Annotated in this window: 17 protein-coding genes and 2 pseudogenes; 10 read left to right on the forward strand and 9 right to left on the reverse strand. The window is 60.5% G+C overall.

Annotated elements, in window-relative coordinates:
- The first annotated feature begins 567 nt into the window (after positions 1 to 567).
- Entirely contained in the window at positions 568 to 1,287 is a 720-nt protein-coding gene (locus tag AB7290_RS11115) for a hypothetical protein (RefSeq protein ID WP_439035433.1), read from the forward strand.
- Between the two features lie 210 nt (positions 1,288 to 1,497).
- Here AB7290_RS11115 and AB7290_RS11120 read toward each other — a convergent pair whose 3' ends face one another.
- Positions 1,498 to 2,439 carry a GlxA family transcriptional regulator gene (locus tag AB7290_RS11120; protein WP_208088285.1) on the reverse strand — a complete coding sequence of 314 codons (942 nt, stop codon included), beginning with the start codon at positions 2,437 to 2,439 and terminating at the stop codon, positions 1,498 to 1,500.
- Between the two features lie 148 nt (positions 2,440 to 2,587).
- On the opposite strand from AB7290_RS11120, the gene AB7290_RS11125 reads away from it, so the two are divergent.
- The 6 genes and pseudogenes from AB7290_RS11125 (at position 2,588) to AB7290_RS11150 (ending at position 8,605) form a co-directional block, all read left to right on the forward strand.
- Positions 2,588 to 2,899: an alcohol dehydrogenase catalytic domain-containing protein gene (locus AB7290_RS11125; RefSeq protein WP_441253412.1), complete on the forward strand. Its 312-nt coding sequence runs from the start codon at positions 2,588 to 2,590 to the stop codon at positions 2,897 to 2,899.
- Between the two features lie 91 nt (positions 2,900 to 2,990).
- Positions 2,991 to 4,481: pseudogene (istA, locus tag AB7290_RS11130) on the forward strand (IS21 family transposase); the annotation flags it as partial.
- An 8-nt stretch (positions 4,482 to 4,489) separates the two neighbouring features.
- On the forward strand, positions 4,490 to 5,353 hold the full coding sequence (istB, locus tag AB7290_RS11135) for an IS21-like element helper ATPase IstB (protein WP_441253413.1): 864 nt from the start codon (positions 4,490 to 4,492) through the stop codon (positions 5,351 to 5,353).
- 2 nt (positions 5,354 to 5,355) lie between these two features.
- Positions 5,356 to 6,072, forward strand: a pseudogene (gene trpC, locus AB7290_RS11140) (indole-3-glycerol phosphate synthase TrpC); the annotation flags it as partial.
- Positions 6,073 to 7,262: 1,190 nt separating this feature from the next.
- Positions 7,263 to 7,637: a hypothetical protein gene (locus AB7290_RS11145; RefSeq protein WP_354123522.1), complete on the forward strand. Its 375-nt coding sequence runs from the start codon at positions 7,263 to 7,265 to the stop codon at positions 7,635 to 7,637.
- Between the two features lie 749 nt (positions 7,638 to 8,386).
- A complete protein-coding gene (locus tag AB7290_RS11150; protein ID WP_354113642.1) occupies positions 8,387 to 8,605 on the forward strand; it encodes a hypothetical protein in 219 nt (72 codons plus the stop codon).
- 37 nt (positions 8,606 to 8,642) lie between these two features.
- Here AB7290_RS11150 and AB7290_RS11155 read toward each other — a convergent pair whose 3' ends face one another.
- Positions 8,643 to 9,734 (reverse strand): hypothetical protein, encoded by a 1,092-nt coding sequence (locus AB7290_RS11155; protein ID WP_354113643.1) that lies wholly within the window; start codon positions 9,732 to 9,734, stop codon positions 8,643 to 8,645.
- A 658-nt stretch (positions 9,735 to 10,392) separates the two neighbouring features.
- Between AB7290_RS11155 and AB7290_RS11160 the strand changes: the two genes are divergently transcribed.
- From AB7290_RS11160 to AB7290_RS11170, 3 genes are all read left to right on the forward strand, one after another.
- The gene (locus AB7290_RS11160) at positions 10,393 to 10,605 is read left to right on the forward strand and encodes a hypothetical protein (protein ID WP_354131776.1); all 213 of its coding nucleotides are present in this window, start codon (positions 10,393 to 10,395) and stop codon (positions 10,603 to 10,605) included.
- 267 nt (positions 10,606 to 10,872) lie between these two features.
- On the forward strand, positions 10,873 to 11,610 hold the full coding sequence (locus AB7290_RS11165; protein WP_354115939.1) for a sensor histidine kinase: 738 nt from the start codon (positions 10,873 to 10,875) through the stop codon (positions 11,608 to 11,610).
- 87 nt (positions 11,611 to 11,697) lie between these two features.
- On the forward strand, positions 11,698 to 12,324 hold the full coding sequence (locus AB7290_RS11170; protein WP_063981767.1) for a response regulator: 627 nt from the start codon (positions 11,698 to 11,700) through the stop codon (positions 12,322 to 12,324).
- A gap of 507 nt (positions 12,325 to 12,831) precedes the next feature.
- Here the strand turns inward: AB7290_RS11170 and AB7290_RS11175 are convergent.
- The 7 genes from AB7290_RS11175 to AB7290_RS11205 all read right to left on the reverse strand — a co-directional run bounded on the left by AB7290_RS11175 (position 12,832) and on the right by AB7290_RS11205 (position 20,173).
- On the reverse strand, positions 12,832 to 15,960 hold the full coding sequence (locus tag AB7290_RS11175; RefSeq protein WP_354123517.1) for an efflux RND transporter permease subunit: 3,129 nt from the start codon (positions 15,958 to 15,960) through the stop codon (positions 12,832 to 12,834).
- Positions 15,957 to 17,201 carry an efflux RND transporter periplasmic adaptor subunit gene (locus AB7290_RS11180; protein WP_354123516.1) on the reverse strand — a complete coding sequence of 415 codons (1,245 nt, stop codon included), beginning with the start codon at positions 17,199 to 17,201 and terminating at the stop codon, positions 15,957 to 15,959. Before AB7290_RS11180 ends, AB7290_RS11175 begins: the two co-directional genes overlap by 4 nt.
- Positions 17,202 to 17,236: 35 nt before the next feature.
- On the reverse strand, positions 17,237 to 17,722 hold the full coding sequence (locus AB7290_RS11185; RefSeq protein ID WP_071911293.1) for a DUF992 domain-containing protein: 486 nt from the start codon (positions 17,720 to 17,722) through the stop codon (positions 17,237 to 17,239).
- Positions 17,723 to 18,322 (reverse strand): hypothetical protein, encoded by a 600-nt coding sequence (locus AB7290_RS11190; RefSeq protein ID WP_354076996.1) that lies wholly within the window; start codon positions 18,320 to 18,322, stop codon positions 17,723 to 17,725.
- Positions 18,319 to 19,455, reverse strand: a complete 1,137-nt coding sequence (locus tag AB7290_RS11195) for an AI-2E family transporter (protein WP_354123514.1) — start codon at positions 19,453 to 19,455, stop codon at positions 18,319 to 18,321. Before AB7290_RS11195 ends, AB7290_RS11190 begins: the two co-directional genes overlap by 4 nt.
- Before the next feature lie 51 nt (positions 19,456 to 19,506).
- Positions 19,507 to 19,743, reverse strand: coding sequence for a hypothetical protein (locus AB7290_RS11200; RefSeq protein ID WP_071911297.1), 237 nt, complete (start codon positions 19,741 to 19,743; stop codon positions 19,507 to 19,509).
- A 232-nt stretch (positions 19,744 to 19,975) separates the two neighbouring features.
- Positions 19,976 to 20,173, reverse strand: coding sequence for a DUF6894 family protein (locus tag AB7290_RS11205; RefSeq protein ID WP_063981773.1), 198 nt, complete (start codon positions 20,171 to 20,173; stop codon positions 19,976 to 19,978).
- Positions 20,174 to 20,321: the final 148 nt, after the last annotated feature.

A 20,321-nucleotide genomic window follows, 5' to 3' on the forward strand; every position in this document is an offset into this window, starting at 1 on the left:
CGCAGCTCCCCGCTTGCGAGCGCGGCTGGCAATTCTGGAATGGAACCGGAGACCGCCGCTTTTGACTATCTGTGCGAGCGCTTGTTGTTGAGAACAGCGGGCCCCGCGTAGGAACCTTTGGCTATCCGCGACATGCGCCGTGTAGTTTAACGGCGAGCGACGGTCTCATGATTCCAAAGTATTGACGGAGCTTTCGTTCCCCGATTTCTGATCGCGACAGCGTCGGACGAAAGGGGGAACAATTACAGCGCCAAGCCGACGCATTGAGGGACTTGCCCACAACCGAGCAATCCGATGCTCGCATGTATCGAACCAGCCGCGCGTCAGTTGCTCAAGCGGTGCGTTTTCACGAATGAAACCGTTTTATTATTAACGGTCGACCGGGTCGAAACGGCATCGTACCAGCGTCTAAGGTAGCGCACTCGGCTTGCAGAGGCGTTTGGAAAGCCCGGCTCGCGGTCGTGTCTGGAATCAAGGCATCTAAGTCGTTCGGCAGGCTTGGCCGAGCATCTAGGCTCCCGCCACAAAGGCCGCGCGATCCCGCGTGGCTCTCGCAGGAGCGCACCAATGAAGCAACTCAAGGATTTTGCCATCGAAGCTCATGGGGGCCTCGATCGCTGGCGGCAATTCGAGCAGGTTTCCGCCGATCTCATACAGGGGGGCGCCCTGTGGTCCTTGAAGGGGCAGGCGCTCACCCTCGAGCAGACCAACGTCACGGTGGGTCTGAAGAAAGAGTGGGCTTCGCACGCCCCGTTCGGCGCCGGGAATCGACGCTCCCGCTTCGAGCCGGGCCGCGTCGCCCTGGAAGCTGCGAGCGGAACAGCTCTCGAAGAACTGCTTGAGCCGCGGGCAAGCTTCGCCGGCCACACGCTGCAAACGCCGTGGACGGAGCTGCAACTGGCTTACTTCGCCGGATGCGCCATGTGGACCTATTTGAACATGCCGTTCCTGCTTGCGTGGCCGGGCGTCGAAACCGAGGAACTGGAGCCCTGGCCGACCGATAGCGGCGACTGGCGCCGCCTCGCCGTACGGTTTCCCGGCGGGATCGCGACGCACAGCACCGTACAGACGCTCTATTTCGACGGCGAGGGGCTGCTGAAGCGCCACGACTATGACGTCGAGATCGCGGGCAACACGCCCGGCGCGCACATTATCGAAGACTATGCGGAAGTCTCGGGCATCAAATTCCCGACGAAGCGTCAGATCTATGCCCGTCAGCCGGACGGCAGCTTCAGCACCGAGCCGCTCGTCGTTTCGATCGATCTCTCCAACATCCGCCTTGGCTAGCCATGAGCCTTTTGGGGTTCGAACTCAACGGCGCAAGATCATCCGATGGAGTTCATGGCGGATGTTCCGCCGTGAACCTCCTCACGGGGCAATGGGGAGCGGAAGCCGATAGCCTTTGTCGCTGTTTGGCCAGTTCGGCGACGATCGTGTCCTGCAAGTCGGCCTCTACCTCGACCGCGAACTGGAAGCAGTGCTTCTTCGGGCCGCTGGCTAAAGCGTCGCGAGCGGTCCGGCGTCATTGCGGATGGCTCGCGGAACCTCTCCATGCACGCGGGCAAACGCCAGGCGCATCCGCTCCCGGTTCGCGAACCCCACCTCACGGGCGATGACCTCGATCGGCAACCGGCTCTGCTCCAGCATCAATTTCGCGGCTTCGACCCGCAGCGCTTCGACCGCCTTCGCCGGCGTGGTGCCCGTTTCTGACCGGAACAGTCGCGTGAACTGCCGGGGACTGAGGCATGCGGCCTCAGCAAGGTCATCAATCGTCAGGCTTTCGGCAAGGTTCTGACGCGCGTAGTTCAATGCGCGCTGAACCCTGTCTTCATTCGCGCCGAGATCCAGCAAGGTGGAATGCTGGGATTGTCCGCCGGAGCGGCGATGATACATGACCATGCCCTTTGCGACTGAACGGGCGATGTCGGACCCGTGGTCGCGCTCGATCATGCCCACGACGAGGTCCGTTCCCGCCGTCATGCCGGCTGACGTCCAAATCGGCCCATCCGCGATGAAGATCTTGTCCATATCGACCTCGCAGCTAGGGAAACGGTCCTGCAGCGCCTGCGCGTAACGCCAATGGGTCGTGGCGCGCCGGCCGTTCAGCAACCCGGAATCTCCCAGGACGAACGAGCCCAGGCAGATGGCGGCAACCCGCCGCGCGTCCCGGGCGGCGGCGCGAAGCAGCCGGACCAATCCCGGCGACGACGTCGGTATCTCAAGGCCCGCGGCGACGATCAGCGTGTCATAGGGCGCGCCGTCGAATGGGTCCGTCATGACCTGCATGCCGGCCCACGAGGCGACCAGCCCTCCTTCCTCCGAGAGGACGCGCACTTCGTAGAGCGTCTCGCCGGCTTGCTTGTTGGCCACGTCGAACGCCGCAACGGCCCCGAAGCAGACGGGTTGGAAATTCGGGCAAAGGACAAGGCCAATCTTCATGCTTTCTCCGTAACGGTTGCTACCCGCCTAGATGGTTGTTCCGGCGACGTTTCGCCATGTTCATGGCCGGAATGACGGCATCTACGTCCTGTCGGCTTCGGGAGGCCGCTGGTAGCGCTCTGATAGCTTTTCAGACGCTGGAGCTTTCATGTCGCACCATCCGACAACATACACCGCCGTCCAGGCCGTCGGGCCGGGACAGCTCGAACTGACGCAAAAGCCGCTTGTCGATCCCGCCCCGGGGCAGGTCCGCCTTCGCGTCGAGGCTTGCGGCGTCTGCCACTCCGACGCGGCGACGGTCGAAGAAGCCTTCCCAATCCAATGGCCGCGCGTGCCGGGCCATGAGGCGGTAGGCGTGATCGATGCGGTCGGCAATAACGTCGAGGGCTGGACGCTCGGGCAGCGTGTCGGCGTCGGCTTCCTCGGGGGCAGTTGCGTGTCATTCGGCCTGCAATATTGACCCCCTAAGCCGGGGGATCGGCGTCCAAAATTGACCCCCTATAGGTTGGTCTGTTGCGCTGCCTGCTTTGGAATGAAGCAGGTGGTCGAGGATGCTGATCGTGGAGACGATTGCGCGGATTCGGCGCGAGCACTTCATCAAGGGCAAGACGATCAAGGAGATTGCCCGTGACCTGAAGGTGTCGCGGAACACGGTCCGGAAGGTGCTGAGGTCAGGAGAGACCTCCTTCGAGTACGAGCGGCAAGTGCAGCCGCGGCCAAAGCTGGGACGATGGGCAGTAGAGCTCGACGGACTGCTGGCGGCGAACGCGGCCAAACCGGCTCGTGAACAGCTGACGTTAATCCGGATCTTCGAAGAGCTGCGCAGCCGTGGCTATGACGGCGGCTACGATGCGGTGCGGCGTTACGCCAGGCGGTGGAGCAAGGAACGCGGGCAATCGACCGCGGCTGCTTATGTCCCGCTAAGCTTTGCCCCAGGCGAAGCCTACCAGTTCGACTGGAGCCACGAGGTGGTCTTGCTGAGCGGCACCACGGTGATGGTGAAGGCCGCCCATGTCCGGCTCTGTCACAGCCGCATGCTGTTCGTGCGGGCCTATCCGCGGGAGACGCAGGAGATGGTGTTCGACGCCCACGACCGGGCGTTCGCCCTGTTCAAAGGCACCTGCACCCGCGGCATCTACGACAACATGAAGACCGCCGTAGAGACGATCTTCGTCGGTAAAGGGCGTCTCTACAATCGCCGCTTCCTGCAGATGTGCAGCCACTATCTGGTCGATCCGGTCGCCTGCACGCCAGCGTCGGGCTGGGAGAAGGGGCAGGTCGAGAACCAGGTCGGGCTGGTCAGGGAACGCTTCTTCACGCCGCGGCTGCGGTTCAAAAACCTCGACGAGTTAAACGCCTGGCTGCTCGACAAATGCATCGCCTACGCCAAGGTTCATCGCCATCCGGAGCTGGTCGATCAGACGATCTGGGAAGTGTTCGAAGCCGAACGCCCCAAACTCGTTCCCTATGCCGGCCGCTTCGACGGCTTCCATGCGGTGACGGCATCGGTCTCGAAGACCTGCCTGGTGCGCTTCGACAACAACAAGTACTCGGTCGCAGCCAGCGCAGTCGGACGACCGGTCGAGGTTCAAGCCTATGCCGATCGCATCGTGATCCGTCAGGATGGACGCATCGTTGCCGAGCACCCGCGATCCTTTGGCCGCGGCGATACCGTCTACGACCCCTGGCATTATGTGCCGGTGCTCGCCCGCAAACCCGGCGCCTTGCGCAACGGTGCTCCCTTCAAAGACTGGGTGCTGCCAGCCGCGATCGAGCGGATCCGGCGCAAGCTTGCCAGCACCGACGACGGCAATCGGCAGATGGTCGACATCCTCAACGCGGTGCTGACTGACGGTCTGCCCGCGGTGGAAGCGGCCTGTGCCGAAGCGCTCAGTCACAGCGTCCATTCGGCCGATGTCGTTCTCAATATCCTGGCCCGTCAACGTGAACCCGCCCCACCGGCCAACATCATGACGCCGGCCGCACTGACGCTCCGTCATGCACCGATCGCCGATTGTGCCCGCTACGACAACCTCCGGAGGACCATCTGATGGAACGAACCCAAATCTTCGACCTCATGGGCGAACTCAAGCTCTACGGCATGAAGGCTGCCTTCGACGAGATCATGGCAACTGCCGTCAAGCGCCAGCACGAACCTCAGCGCATTGTCGGCGACCTGCTCAACGCCGAGATCAACGAGAAGCAAGCCAGGTCGATCAAATACCAGCTCACCATTGCCAAGCTTCCGCTTGCCAAGGACATCGCCGACTTCCAGTTCGACGGCACGCCGATCAATCAGACTCTCGTCAATGATCTTGCTGGCGGCGGCTTCATCGCCCAACAACGCAACGTCGTGCTGGTTGGCGGCACCGGCACAGGCAAAACCCACCTGGCCATTGCCATCGCCAGAAGCTGCATCCGATCCGGTGCCCGCGGCCGCTTCTTCAACGTAGTCGACCTCGTCAATCGCCTCGAGACCGAGACCCGCAACGGACGGCAAGGACGGCTCGCCGAGCATCTGACCCGGATGGACTTCATTGTGCTGGATGAACTCGGCTATTTGCCCTTCGCCCAGTCCGGTGGCCAGCTTCTCTTCCACCTCGTCAGCCGGCTCTATGAGCGCGCCTCCGTCATCGTGACCACCAATCTCGCCTTCGGCGAATGGCCGAGCGTGTTCGGCGACGCCAAAATGACCACCGCGCTGCTCGATCGGTTGACCCATCACTGTGACATCGTCGAGACCGGCAATGACAGCTGGCGCTTCAAAAGCCGCGACGACGATCACGCCACCCGCGCTCGTCTCGTCTCCGCTATCCCGGCCAGCTCCAACGAGCCGAGCGCTACCGTCAAACCGCGGCGCACGAAGGGGTCACAATTGGACGCCGATGAGGGGTCAAATTTACAGGCCGATTGACAATCAAGGAAAAGCATGGCGGCGGTGACTATGCGCTGATTGCTGAGATCAAGAAGGCTTCGCCATCGAAGGGCCTCATCCGCGCCGATTTCGATCCGCCGGCCCTGGCAAAGGCTTACGAGGCCGGGGGCGCGGCCTGCCTCTCGGTGCTGACCGATACTCCGTCGTTCCAGGGGCATCTCGACTTCATGGTTGCGGCACGCGCGGCGACCAATCTGCCGGTGCTGCGCAAGGATTTCATGTTCGACACCTATCAGGTCGTCGAAGCCCGCGCTCACGGCGCGGACTGCATCCTGATCATCATGGCCGCGCTCGATGACGCCGCCGCCAAAGATATTGAGGACGCCGCGATCGCGCTTCAGATGGATGTGCTGGTCGAGATCCACGACCGAGCCGAACTCGAGCGGGCGCTGAAACTCCGCTCGCCGATGGTCGGCGTCAACAATCGCAATCTCCGTACCTTCGAGACCACGCTCGCGACCAGCGAGGCGCTAGCGCCGCTTATCCCGGAGGAGCGGCTGATGGTCGGGGAAAGCGGTATCTTCACGCCGGACGATCTGGCCAGGCTTGAGCGTGTGGGAATATCGACCTTTCTGGTCGGCGAGAGCCTGATGCGTCAGCCCGATGTGACGGCGGCAACCCGCGCGCTGCTGGTGCGGGACACGCCGGCGACGGCGGCGGGAATACGTTCCAGTCGAGTCGCGCCATCCTCTCAATAAGCGACTGCATGACCAAATTGCGGGAAGATGCGGACCTTCAAAACGGTAATCCAAAGGCGCCTGCGATCGCTGCACGAAGCCGTGTCGGCTCAGGCGACCTCACGCCAGCCGAAGCCGAGGTCGGCAAATGGGGGTAGAGCGGGCCAAAAGAGCTAAGTCTTTACAAGCTCAATGAGATTACAAACGACGAAAATCTAGGGGGTCTGCTGCGGGTCCCCGACTTGAGCCTACCGTTCGACGAGCTGCCGGGTTCAGGCGGACGATCGGAGGGAATATCGCAGATTTGCGTCGTGTGTGGAAAGGCGGTAGCGGTCTCCTGACTCGAACCCCGACGCTAGTCGTTGACGCACCTGCGTTAAGGCGGGTTACGCAGGGGCCGTTGTCGTTAGTAGTGCGACGAATATGAGGGGCAGGTGGAGGCGCGAAGGCGGCTAATGACTCCATGCCTTCATAGTGCCGCGAAGCCACAGCGCCGAGACTTGCCCGGTTAGCTGACCACCGATTGACCACCGAACCGCCCTGAACAAACAGCGATAAAGGTGGTCAACCAGGAGCGAAGTTCACTGTTTTTGTTGAACTTTTCGGTTGCTACTTACGTTCGGGACGCAAGGGGCGCGGGTGCTGGCGGAACGATCAAGCGATTTACATTTCGGCCATAACGTATTGATTTTGCTAGCGCTGTTCTGGTTGCCTTTTACAGCTAAGTGCCTGAACTCTCTTTTAGAGAATGAGACTCTTAATCAGCGGGTCCCAGGTTCGAGCCCTGGTGCGCCCACCATAAATCCTCTTGCGAGATCAAGCGTCTAAGGTCTCACCTGCAAAGACAGAGTGAGAACTTTTAGAGACATTTCGCGCCGTTTAGACGCCCTCGTGCGCCAAACGTTCTGCTGCATCACCAGATCGGTTGTTTGAACGGTCGCTTCCGGCGTGCGCCGCGTCGTCCAAGCGAGGACATTCCCCAGTGCTGACTTCAGCTTTGTGTCGCTGCTGGCATTGAATGAGGGACGAGAAATGTCCCTTGTCCCTCTGAATGAGAGCGGGCGTTCAGAGGCCCATCCTTACGGGGTACCGGAATTTCAACCAGTTCTACCGTTGACCTCGTTGTAGAGCGCAAGCACCTGTGCCCCGTCCAACAACTCGCGGCTCCAACTCAGGGGTTTTAAATCGACGTCTTCCCAATCGAATGGTTCATGAGTTCGGCCATTGTAGGCGACAATGAATTTTGGGATTCCTTCTGGAAATCCGTCGGGATCAGATCGGTTCGAGGTCACCAGATAATTGGGCTCGATGCCTTTCCCTGTTATCCCGATCCGAACGAACACCGCGCCATGCTGCTTTTTGCAAACAACCATGTTTCGGAGCATTCCACTCAGGTAGGGATATGGCTTACGCAATGTTTGGACGTATTCTGCCAAGGAAGCAAAGTTCACCACGACACCACTTTAGCTAATGCTGAAACCGTGGTTGTCCTCCAAATGCCTGATAACCTTCTCCAAGGCCCGCATTATCAGGAGCTGGTTCGCTCCGAACGCATAGTATCCGGTAACCGCTACCTGAGCGGATAGCGAGCTATCTGCATTCTTCCGCTTGATTTTGTTGCCGTCCGAGTCGACGAATGTGATCGGGTACGGGAAGTGACGGCCTTCGCCTTCAAAGACCCCGTTAGGTCCCCAGTTTTGCGTTTTTGCGTTGTAGCATTCCCGACCGATGATCCTCTCTAACTCTAAGAGCAGGTGAAGGCGGCTTTTCGTAATCTTTTTCATTTGCTTCCCGTGCACAATCACAGGCGCAGAGCCTAGACTGCGTACTGCCACCTTAGTCAATCATCCGAAAGCAGCAGGTCCGCGATGCAAGTTCGGCGGCACCGTTCCGCCGGCGCCCACGTGCGGTTAGGCTTCAGACGCTCTCGGTTAATGAAAGCGCTGGGTTCACCAACGTGTTCGGCAGCTGAACTAGCCTCCCGATGGTGGGCTGACCGCGTCAGGAAAGTTTTAAACGGACTAGGTATTTCCTCCAGCGCTGCGCTGGGACAGACATCGCGATGAATACGGCGCGTCGGCAATGGCAGCTTCGACCTGCCGTAAGCGGTGCGCCCGCTGGATAAGGTTTGACGTCTGAGGAACCGCTGCTCGTGACAGACCAGGAGCAAAGCCTCGCTGGCTGGGCGGCCGGCTGGGCGCAATTGGGCATGTGGTCGCTTCGGTCCCCGCGCTCTGTATGCGCTCCGGCTCCCGAGCGAACATATCCGCCGGTGCTCGACGACGGCGGGGCATCAGACGACTGAAAAGCGATCCAGCTTCGAGGAGAGCCGGCCATGAGATCCGCCATTAAGCGCCGCCTCATTGCGATCGAGCTAGAGGCCCTGACCTCCGAAGTTGAGCTCATCGAGCGAGAGTGGCAGGATCACCGTGTGGCGGCCAAACCGTCTGAAGCTGGTAAGAGCCCTCAAGGCGAGCTCAACAAGGCCACGAAGGACCAAGAAAACGAGCCCCCTTCAGCAGTCCACCCCATGAGTAAAATGAATCCCGAGTAGGGGCTCCGCGGTTGGGAGCCCCCCCTCGATCGGCGTCCTATTTCACCTCAGCTTTGCAATACGTCGCGGTGCTGACCAACGGATACTGCCTTCCGAGACTGGCTTGATTTCCAACCATGCAGTCCCAGCCCGTTTTGTCATCGGACATGGCGGTCTTCCGAAAGGTGGGGCGATGACTAGTTGTATCTGCAGGCGGATAGGCCACGAAGCATCCACCACTTACAACATTGTATCCTTTGGCGATAAGATCTGGATCTTTGGCAGAAAGCACCGTATCGGCTGCCCAATTGTCCTTTGATATGGAGCGACTTTCACAAACGAGAGACGTCCGCCGCGCTGCGGCTTCCGCCAATTTGGTCTTCGCGGACGCAACCTCCTCCCTAAGCTCGGCAAACTCAGCCATAGGCACTTGCTGCAATCGAACCGCAGGCATTGGAATCGAGATCGATCTCGCTGGTGTAATAAAAACGATTGTTAGGTTGTCGGAGAATTGCTTTCCGCCGGCGTCCTTCTCAAATTCACGCTGGCAAATTACAGTGACGTTTTGAGTGTCGATCTGGAAGCTTTTTGATCCATCAATCGCCACCGTTCCAGCTTTGTCGTCAGGCACGTATGCGGTGCAAGTTGCTTTGCCAGGTCCAACCACTTCGACCTTTTGGAACGTCAATGCGGGTTTGCTCAAATATTTGAACTGGGCAACTAAGGCTGTAGCATCGCCAATTGTTCTAAAAGACGATTGCAAATTCGAGTTCTGCAGTGTCAGGCAATCGGTGATAGCCGCCAGTGTCTGATCATGGACTTTTTTTGTGATGGTCGAAACCTTTGCGGATGCGATACTGAGTCCGTAGCCGGACTTACATGTTTTCTCTTGCAGAGTTTTGATTTCGGTCGCGTCTTTTGCGTAGCTTCCGCTGATAACCTTATAACTCGCCTTTATTCGTTGGCTGTTCGCGGAGCTGTTTTCCTCAAACTTTTCCGAACAGAAATCGTCTTGAGTTATGGCCAAAGAGTCAGCTTGGCTGCCGGCGGAAATTGTGTCGTATCCTAGCGAAGCCAAATCAAAGCACGTTTGAGCGAAGCACGATGCAGGAAAAAAGAAGATAGCAAGTATTGTCGCAACTAGTTTCACGGTGACATCCTTTTCGCAGAGGAGTTTGGATCAACGAAAGATTGCATCGTGATCAGCTCCGCCAAAGAAGTCGATTCCCGGAAAAATCTCCCTCGGCGCGACAAACCGCCGCAGTAGTTCTCGGCTGTCGTCATCGCCCAGGGTTTTTCCATTTCAGGCGACAGAGCAAGGCGCGTCTCGTGCGACGCTTTTGGTGGTCGGACATCGCACCGTGCGTCGACTTGGCGATGTTCGCGAGATGTTCTTGCTGGTTCGCATCACCATCGCGCTCGTCGGCAAGGCGCACGACCAAGCGTTCGCGTCGTACAAGCTGAGGTCGGAGCGGCATTCGATGTTCAGCGATGTGCATCTCGCATGGTCGCCAGTATCGTCCATGACTTGTCGCACGCCCACAAGAGCGTCGCGTTTCGTCGCAGTTGTGACGTTTCGCTGGCCGACGTCGAGGATGTCCCTGGCGAGATGGGCGCACAAAAACGCTGCCAGCGCCGTGACCATCATGTAGACCGAGACTGGCCAGCTCGCGTCGCCACTCCACTGCACCAGCAGCGTCGAAATCAGTGACGTAAAGCCGCCGACGACAGCGCCGCTGACTTCTTTTGCGAAGACGAGACCAGTGTAGCGGATCCGCGTGTCGAACAGCTCCGAATAGAACGCCGCGATGGATCCGGAGATCGATGCGACGCCGAAAGACAAGCCGACGATGCCTCAGTTGATTTCCGAATTACGGAATTTCAAAGAGGTGGCCCGGGCGGAATATGGAAAGACGTCTTACCTAAACAGCGGCGGACTGTTCTGCGGCGCAACACCCTCGCCGGGCCGCTCGATTGCTGCCGCCGCCGTCAAGCGGGCGATGACACAGCGCGCAGATTGACGGACGCGTCTTCATAATCGCGTTTTCGCCGACCCGCATGCTGCTCCTTACCTGCAGCTCCTTGATCTGAATCAGGGAGCATCGCGCCAAATTTGGGATGCTCGGCACACGACGGGGATTGGCTGCCTAGAGGATTTCTACGTAGTGGCTTATACTGATTGCGTGGTCAGTGTGTCGCGGCGGTAGGCTAAATTTATCGGAGAGTTGTCTGCATATGCCAGGAAACTAGCGGTGCGAAAGTTAGCACTGCAGGAAGGCGAGTGTATCATGTCCCTTCAGGAGACACCGGTCAGCCGACATGTTCGAAATGCCTCCGGAGGATCGAGGCATGCGCGCAAGGCGAATTCCGAACGGCTCGCTCTGCAGGAAGAAGTTCATCGTCAAATTGCGTCGGAGCTTCACGATTCAACGTGCCAGCATCTGGTGGCGGCGAGCCTCATTCTGATGCAAGTAAGGAGTGCGCTAGGCGATCCTCTGAAGGCGACGAGACATTGCGATCAGCTCGACATCTCGATCGATCGCGCTATGAAGGAATTGCGGTCTCTCACATATCTGCTTCACCCTCAGGACCTGTTTGAAGGAGGGCTCAGGACGACAATCGAGCAATTCGCAGAAGGGCTCGCAGCCCGAACGCCGCTGAATATTGAGGTCTCGATATCGTCCGCGGTCGACGGACTGCCATACGGGGCGCAGCGAGCGTTGCTGAGAATTGTTCAGGAGGCCCTGACGAACGTTTACCGCCACGCCAAGGCGACACAGGTCGTCATAACTATCGGGACGAGGGACAGGAAGTTCAAGCTCGAGGTCCGAGACGACGGACAAGGCATGGTCGCTGCAGATGGCGCATGCCGCTTTCGTCCGTGGGCACCCGGAGCGGGAATCCGTATCATGCGAGCTCGATTGCAAGAGATGGGAGGGCAGCTTGAGATATTATCGGCACCCACAACGCTGCGGCGCGGAACCATCCTGCGCGCGACCTTTCCATGCGCTCTTGCGCGCGAGTGAGATGGCCCGGTTGGAGATGCTGCTGAAACGCAGCGCCCATAGCTCGTCCAGGTTCTCTTGCGACAAGATCATCGAGGCAGCCCTCTCATGAAACGAATTCTCATTGCTGATGATCATGATGCTGTTCGATCCGGGCTACGGGCGGTCCTCGAGCAGCGGCCGGGTTGGATGATTGTCGCCGAGGCGTCCGACGGAAGATCGGCATTTGAGGCCGCTCTCAAAGAGCGGCCCGATGTTGCGATCGTCGACTTCTTCATGCCGCGCATGACGGGACTGGAAATAACTCGAGGAATAAAAAAACATCTCCGCGAAACTGAGGTGCTGATCTTTACCGCGCACGAGTCCGGAGTGCTGGCTCAAGAGGCGCTTCAGGCGGGTGCGCGCGCGTTCCTGGTCAAGTCGGACGCAAACAAGCTGCTGTTGGCTGCCGTTGAAGCGCTAATGGCACGTAAGCCATTCGTTGGCGGACGATTTTGTGGTCAGTCGGGTCGAGAAGACGAAGCCGGCGAGGGGCATGTGAAGCTGTCTCCGCGAGAGCGGCTCGTTGTCAAGCTCGTGGCCGAGGGGTACAGCAACAAGGGTATCAGCGCGATGCTGAGCTCAAGCGTGAAGACCACGGAAACGCATCGGGCGTCGGCCATGGGAAAACTGGGGGTCAATTCGATAGCTGGACTGGTCCGCTACGCGATCAGAGCTAAATTGATTGAAGAGTGAACGAAATCAGCGGCTGCCGGCCCGCCGCGCTTCGCAACCGATCGCGGCGGTGAAGCAGAGCTGATCGCTGCGGAAGCACAGCTCTGTCCTTCCCCGTCCGCGAAGGGATCGCGGACGGTCACCTCCACCGCCACCCGCAATGGCGGCGACCGCGATGCCACCAGCAAACCCAACGGCGCCTGCGCGGTCGCGGCCGCCCCCAACCGGGGCCATGCGGAGGACCCCACTGCGCCTGCGTTGCGAGATCCGTGGTGATCGCGGCCCGTCCCAGATTTGCGGCGACCGGCATAGCCTCCGCTGACGAAATGAAACGAACGCCGATTGCGCCGACAGCTGCGGCGGCGACGGCGCCCTGCGCAGGCACGACGTGTGGGAGCGTTCATTGTTCTTCTCTACTTGTTACGCAGTTTCAAGCACGGACTACGGTAGCGGGGAACGGCAACGCCGGCATCCGTCGAAACCCTGAGCAACAGGCTCGCAGTATTCCCGCCGTCCTGGATACTCGGGTCACGTGGTTTGCGCCGGGACCCGTCGTGCCTTCGCGCGCTCGCGCAGGCGTTGAAACGTGACGTAGAGCATCGGCACCATAAAAATCCCGATTGAGCTTGCGGCGAGCATGCCGGCAAAGACAGCGGTCCCGACCGCCCTGCGGCTCAGCTCGGCGGCGCCGGTTGCGAGTACGAGCGGGAGGAGTCCGAGAATGAAGGCAACCGAGGTCATCATCACCGCGCGGAACCGCATATGCGCCCCCTGGATCGCGGCCTCCGCAAGCTCTGTGCCGGCTTCCCGTCGTTCCTTCGCGAATTCCACGATCAGGATGCCGTTCTTGGCGGCAAGCGCGATCAGCACCACGAGGCCAATCTGGCCGTACAGATCGAGATTGAGGCCGGCGATTTTAATACCGATATATGAGCCTAGAACGCCGACAACGACGGAGAGCAGCACCGGGATCGGGATCACCGTGCTCTCATACAGCGCCACCAGGAACAGATAGGCGAACAGCACGGCGAGCGCGAGCACCACCCCGGTTTGTCCTGCTGCCTGTTGCTCCTGATAGGCAGTGCCGGTCCACTCGAAACTGTAACCTGCAGGCAGAACGTTGTTGGAGATCTCTGCCATCGCTGCCATCGCGGTGCCGGACGAGACGCCTGGCGCCGGGCTGCCGTTCACCGTTACTGAACGATAATTGTTGTAGCGGGTAATGACCTGAGGCCCGGTTACAATCTTGATGCCGGCGAGCGACCGCATCGGAACCATCTGACCGGTGCTATTGCGGACATAGATGCGCCAGATATCGGAAAGGTCGGCGCGATCAAGCGCCTCCCCCTGCACGTTGACCTGCCAAGTACGTCCATAGAGGTTGAAATTGTTGACGTAGATGCCGCCCAGCGTCGCCTGAAGGGCCGTGAAGATATCGCTGATGGTCACGCCAAGCGCCTGCGCCTTACGTCGATCGATGTCGAGATAGATCGATGGATTGGTCGCGGTGAAGGTCGAGAACACTCGCGTCAGCCGCGGATCGGCATTGGCCGCTCCGATCAACGCACCTGTGACACTGGAGATCGCGGCGGGGCTCTGTCCTTCCAGCGCCTGGAGCTGGTACTCGAACCCGCCTGAGGTGGAGAGTCCGATGATCGGCGGCATATTGAACGGCAGTACATTGGCCTGCCGGATTTGCGCGCCGGCTGCGTAAGTCTGCCGGATCAACGCCTGCACCGAATCCGCGGCCGCCTTGCGATCGGCAAACGGCTTGAGGCGCGTCACCACCAGCGCGCTGTTGGGCTCGGACGCCCCGTCAAGCAAGGAGAAACCGATGATGGCCAGAACATGGTCGACGGCCGGCATCTCCTTCAGGACGTCCTCGATCTGTTTGGTGACTTCACTGGTCCGCGCAACGGATGCACCGTCCGGCAACTGCACCGAAGTGAAGAAAGCGCCCTGGTCTTCCTCGGGGAGGAACCCTGTCGGCGTCAGGTGCGACATCCCGAAAATGCCGGCTGCGAACACGGCGACCAGGATGAGCGAGAGACTGGCCGCGCGCAGCAGGCGTCGTACGCCGCTGCTATAGCGATCGCGGATCCAGTCAATGCCGCCAAGAACGTGGCCGATCATGCCGCGCCGGGGTCCAGTATGCCGCAGGAACAGCGCGCACAAAGCGGGCGACAAGGTCAGCGCATTCAGTGCTGAAATCATCATGGCGGCGCTGATCGTCACCGCAAATTGCCGAAACAGCGTGCCGGAAATGCCAGGAATGAAGGCGATCGGAACAAAGACGGAGAGCAGCACCAACGTGATCGCGATGATCGGTGCCGTGATCTGCGTCATCGCCTTCTTGCTTGCCTCGACTGGCGAAAGATCCGGTTCCTCCTCCATCACTCGCTCGACGTTCTCCACGACGACGATGGCGTCATCCACGACGATGCCGATGGCGAGCACCATCGCGAGCAGTGACACGGTATTCGCGGAATAGCCAAGCATCAGCAGCACCGCGAAGGTGCCGACCAGGCTGACCGGTACGGCAATGGCTGGTATCACCGTGGCCCGAAGATTACCGAGGAACAAATAAACCACGATCACGACCAGGACGAAGGCCTCTCCCAGTGTCCGCAGGACCTCCGAGATGGTGTCCCGTACGAAGCTCGTGGAATCGTACTGCACGAGATAGCTCAACCCCGTCGGGAATCGCTTCGATAGCCGCTGCATCGTCGCCGCGACCGCCTGCGCCGTCGTCACGGCATTGGCGCCCGGCGCCAGATAGATCGCGAGAGGCACCGCGGCGCGCCCGTCGATCCGCGCTTCGCTGTCGAGGTTCTGCGCGCCAATCTCGACCCGGGCGACGTCCTTGACGAGCAGCGTCGAACCATCCGGGTTGGCGCGCAGCACGATATTGGCGAACTGGTCGACCGTCGCGAGCCGTCCCAGGGTCTGGACGTTGAACTGGAATTGCTGGTCGTCGCTGATTGGACGCGCGCCGATGCGGCCGACCGGCGCCTGGACGCTTTGCGTTCGAATTGCCGCGATCACGTCCGAGGGCGTGAGATTGAGGCTGGTCAGCCGCTGCGTATCGAACCAAATCCGCATCGAGTAGTTCATCTTGGCGAACAGGTGAGCTTGGCCGACACCGGACGTGCTGGAGATCGCATCGAGTATGTTGATGATCGCGTAGTTGGTGATGAACAGCGGATCTTGCTGGCCGTCGGCACTGTAAAGCACCAGAAATTGCAGGATCGCCGACGATTTCTTTTGCACGGTCACGCCCTGCTGCTGCACCTCGGTGGGCAATTGCGACAGCGCGCTCTGCACCCGGTTGTTAACATTGACGGTGTTGATATCGGGATCGGTGCCAAGTGCAAACGACACCGTCAGGGTGTAGCTGCCGTCGTTGCCGCTCGTCGATTTCATATAGAGAGCTCGGTCGACGCCGATCACTTGCGCTTCGAGCGGTTGAGCGACGCTGGCCTCCACGACCTCGGCAGACGCGCCGGGAAAGGTCCCGGCAACCGTGACCTGCGGTGGCACAATGTCCGGAAATTGCGCCACCGGGATCCGTGTCAGCGCGAGCGCACCTGCAATGGTGATGATGAAGGCCACGACCATCGCAAGTCGCGGGCGATCGATGAACACGGCGGACATCATGGCTTTTTGTCCCCCGGGCGCGGTTCAGTTGAACCGCCATGGTCTGGCTGCGAAGGCGCGTCGCCTGTGCCGGCATTCATGCTCGACTGGATCAGCGCGCTCGCCGGGCCCGGAGAAACCGCCTGACCCGGACGAACTCTTTGCAGGCCTTCGACGATGACCTTGTCGCCTGCCGCGAGGCCGCTGATGACGGAGGCGATGGTGGGCGTCGATTGCCCCAGCTTGATGCGGCGTTGTTCGGCCTTATCGCCGGCTCCAACGGCGAGGACATAGTCACCCTGCTGGTCGGACAGCACCGCCGAACGTGGGACCGCCAACACTTCGATGGGCTGGACACCTTCCAGCAAGACCGTGACGAACTCGCCGTCAGTCAGTTCGTGAACGGTTACGCCCGCGGCGGACGGCGCGCGCAGGATCGGGTTGGCGATCTCGCCGCGCACGGTGATCGTGTCCGTGTTCTGGGCGATGGTGTTGTCGACAAAATCTAGCTTGCCGGACTTGCCATACATGCGGCCATTGGGCAGCCGCAGCCGGATCACCACGGCTTCCAAGCCTCCCTGCGGACCATAGCGTTCGCGTAGTTCGAGCCCCTGGCGCAACGGCACCGGGAAGGTGACGTACATCGGATCCTGGCTGACGATCGTGGTCAGGACGCCCGAGCTGGGACCGACGACATTGCCTTCGGTCACGGCCGTTCGTCCGATCTTGCCGTCGATCGGCGCGCTGATCATGGTGTAATCGAGGTTGATCTGTGACGCATCGACTTGTGCCTGCGCGGCCTGGACCTGGGCTTCCAGGCTGCGTTGGTTGGCGATCGCCGCGTCGTAGGTCGATTGCTGACCGGCCGGCCCGCTGAGCAGCGTACGCGCCCGGTCGGTCGTCAGCTTGGCGTTCTCGAGCATCGCTCGGAGCTGGGCCACCTGCGCCTGCTTTGACGCGAGATCGGCCTCGAACGGACCGCGCTCAAGCCGGTAAAGCGGGTCGCCCTTCTTGAGCTCGGCACCCTCGACGAACAACCGCTGCTCCAGGAATGCGGTGACGCGAGCCACGACATTGACGCGATTGACCGCCTCGATCCGCCCGAGAAATTCGTTGGTCTCGGTGATCGGTCGTCTGATCGCTTCCACGATGCCGACAGCGGGCGGAGGGCCTGCGGCTGGCTGTGTCCAGCCCGTGCCGCCAGCGATGAATGTCAGGAAACCCGCCGCCAGCATCCTGACCGAGACGTCCGCAAGGTCCATTTTCCGCTCCTTGCTCCGGGCGGCGGGACGAGCCGCTATCCCGGTCCGCGCGGGCCGAGTGTCAGGTTCGTAACGCCTGCCGCAAGGTTCAATCCGATGGATCGCTCGATCGACAGAGGCTGGAGCGTAATCGTCCGGCGAGAGCCTCCGATCAGAACGTTCGCTCCGAGACCGGGGCCGAAAGCGACATTGCCGCTCGCCCCCACGTAGTTCCCGCGCAGCGTGCCGGGGCCGACGCGCGAGTTCCTGGCGAAGACGGCCCATGAGAGGGTTCCTGCGCTGGTCACGCCGATGTCGAGACCAACGCGCCTGATCCGTCCGTCGTAGACGTACTGCCGGGCCGGGCGTCTCGTGATGAATATACAACGAAGCTCCTGCGCGGAGCCAAGCACCAGCCCAACGCGCGGAGTGCTGGTGCATACGAGCCGGCCGACCCTGAAGGCCTCGGCGCGTGCGGGCAGGGCGTCGGCGCACATCAAGGCGGATCCAGAGATGATCGCAAGAAGCAGGTTAATGCGCATTCAGGCCTCCATTTGACTTCCGGTGTCGGTGGGCGAACTCCCTGGGCTGCGATCCTGGCGAAGCCAGAACGTGATGCCGAGGCCGATCAGCAGGACGGCGCCCAACAGGAAGAAGATGATGGATTGCTGTAACCAGGATATCGCCGGAACCGTGACGCCCATCGCAAGGCCGAGGAAGGCAATTTGCGGCGAAAGAAGACTGACGCCCGCGAGGAAGGTGCCGAGCGCAAGTAACGTGAGAAGGACGAGGCTGGTTGCCGGTGTCGGCAACAATTGCTGAACGCCTGACACCAGCATGATGTTCATCGTGACCAGGACGGCAACCCAGTGCAGCGCCTGGGTCCAGATCAGTCGCCACCGGGCCTCCTTGCCATCGACCTCGGGCCATTTGTTGATGACGCACACAACGCCGATGGCAAGCGCGAGAAATTCCCAATAGCCAACGAGAGGCTGGTGAGAGGCGTTGGTATAGGCGACGCCCGCGACGGCGAGCACCAGTGCAATGATGTAGGGAAGTTGCTGCCACAGAAAATGTGTCATCCGCGTGTGCGCCGGGGATGGCTCCATTCCATTGTTCCGTTCGGCTCGAATCTCGCTCATGGCGCGCCCATTTGCGATGGTCCCTTGTTGGACATGCGACCGCTGTTATCGCCGAGGTAATCCTCGACGTAGAATCTAATGATCGCGACCCGGCCGACCGCGACCAGCGGCATGGCGAGTGCGATACCCATCACGCCCAGCATTGCGCCCAACAGTACGATCGCGACCAATGTCCATGCGGGAGGAATTTCGACCGCCTGGCGCTGGATCAACGGGCCGATCACATAGCCCTCGATCGATTGAATGATTGTGTAGATGACGACGGCCCAGATCAGCAGCGATGCGCCGAGCGGCATCGCGACGAGCGCGATCGGGATCGCGGCAAGGATGGGTCCCAGATACGGAACGAAGTTGGAAAGGCCCGCCTGCAGCCCAAGCACGAAGGGCCCGGGAAGCCCGATCAGATAGAGCGCGACCCACACGCACAGTGTCATTAGGATGATGCGGATCAGCTGTCCGACGAACCACAGCCGCAGGACGTTTCCCATCTCGTTCATTACGGCGCGTGTTCGGGCGCGATAGGAAGGCTTCGCCAGCATCACCAGACTCTCGCGATGGCTGGTGGGATCAAAGGCGAAGAGGATACCGAGGAACGCGATCACCAGCACACCGGTCAGAAAGCTCGACGCTCTGCCAACGACGAGCTGGGCGTGGCTGAAGAACCGGCCTTGATCGGACAGCAGCCATTGCGCAAAATCGCGCCCCGATTCCGGACCAAGCAGATCGACGCCGTAGGTCAGAAGGCGTTGCTGCAAGACGTCGAACTGGGTGTCCATGACCTTCAGCAGGATGCGTGTTTGCTCCGGCAGCTTGCCGCCTCCCCAGACGAGGCCTAGTCCGACCAAGGTGGTGAGCAGCAGCAGCACGAATGTCAGCCGCCAGACACGATTGAGTGGAATTAGTAGCGCCAGTGCGCGTGCGGCGGCATCCAGAAAGGCAGCAAACAGTACGCCTGCGAAGATGATGAGAAGACTCGAGGCGGTTTGCCATACGAGGAAGAGAGCAACGCAAGTGGCGAGCAGGGCGAGACCCGTGGCGAGAAAGCCGCGCCGCCTGTCGGTCATGCCCTGGTCTGGAGGCTCACGGACCACGACCTCGCGCGGTTGCTCTTGTCCTGTCCTCACGTCGCTCATCGATCGGGTGTCTCGGCGGCGGATTGCAATGACGAACTGTCGCGCCGGGGCTCAGGTGCGAACACGGCGGCTGCCATAATGGGGATGCGAGCCGCCGCGATGACGCCAGTAGCGATGCTTGGTGGGGTTCGTATTCGTATTTGGCGCGGCGGTGCTTGGGGCAGGTGTCGTGACCTGCTTTGGCACGGATGCGGCCGGATCGGTCGTCTGCGCCTGGGAACTGGTCGACTGCGCGGTCGCAATCGATCCGGCAAGGATCAAGGCACCGCAAATGGTCCGGACATTCATGTTTGTCTCCAACTGACCCACAACAACACTTCAGATCGAGATAGCGCCGACGGCCAACGCATAGACGCGGACGCGTGCGGCGAGCCCTCAACCCCGGAGATGAGGTGGGCGGAAGGGTCGAATTTGAACGGGGTAGGCCGGCCACCCTCGGTTACGAGACTAGAGGCAGCTTCTCGGTCGGCGCATCAGGGATTCTATGTAGAGGGCGAGGCAGGAAATCGGTCGACCGCCTCTAATGAGGACTTGCCGATCCGGGCGCGGCGGCCGGGGCGACCAGCACGAAGCTCGCGCGGAACAACTCGCCTGCCTTAGCGAGTTCAGTCGCGATATGCCTGGCGTGCAGAACGGCGGCGTCATGGTCGGCGCACTCGCATCCAATTCCGTCCGGACAAAGGCCGTTTTTGTCGACGATGTGAAAGAAGTAGCGCATGCAAACGGATTAGGCCGGTGCGTGACCAGCTTCCAGTGACAAAGGTGTAAGAGTCCAGGCAAAAAGGATGAGAAGCCTGGGGCAACCCAAGGTTACGTTTCGGTAAGTCGCTCTGGCGGATACGGGTATCCCGAGATAGGGTGATATA

It is taken from the genome of Bradyrhizobium sp. 613_E4_N2_2, assembly GCF_052075995.1.
In the GTDB taxonomy this organism is placed as follows: domain Bacteria; phylum Pseudomonadota; class Alphaproteobacteria; order Rhizobiales; family Xanthobacteraceae; genus Bradyrhizobium; species Bradyrhizobium barranii.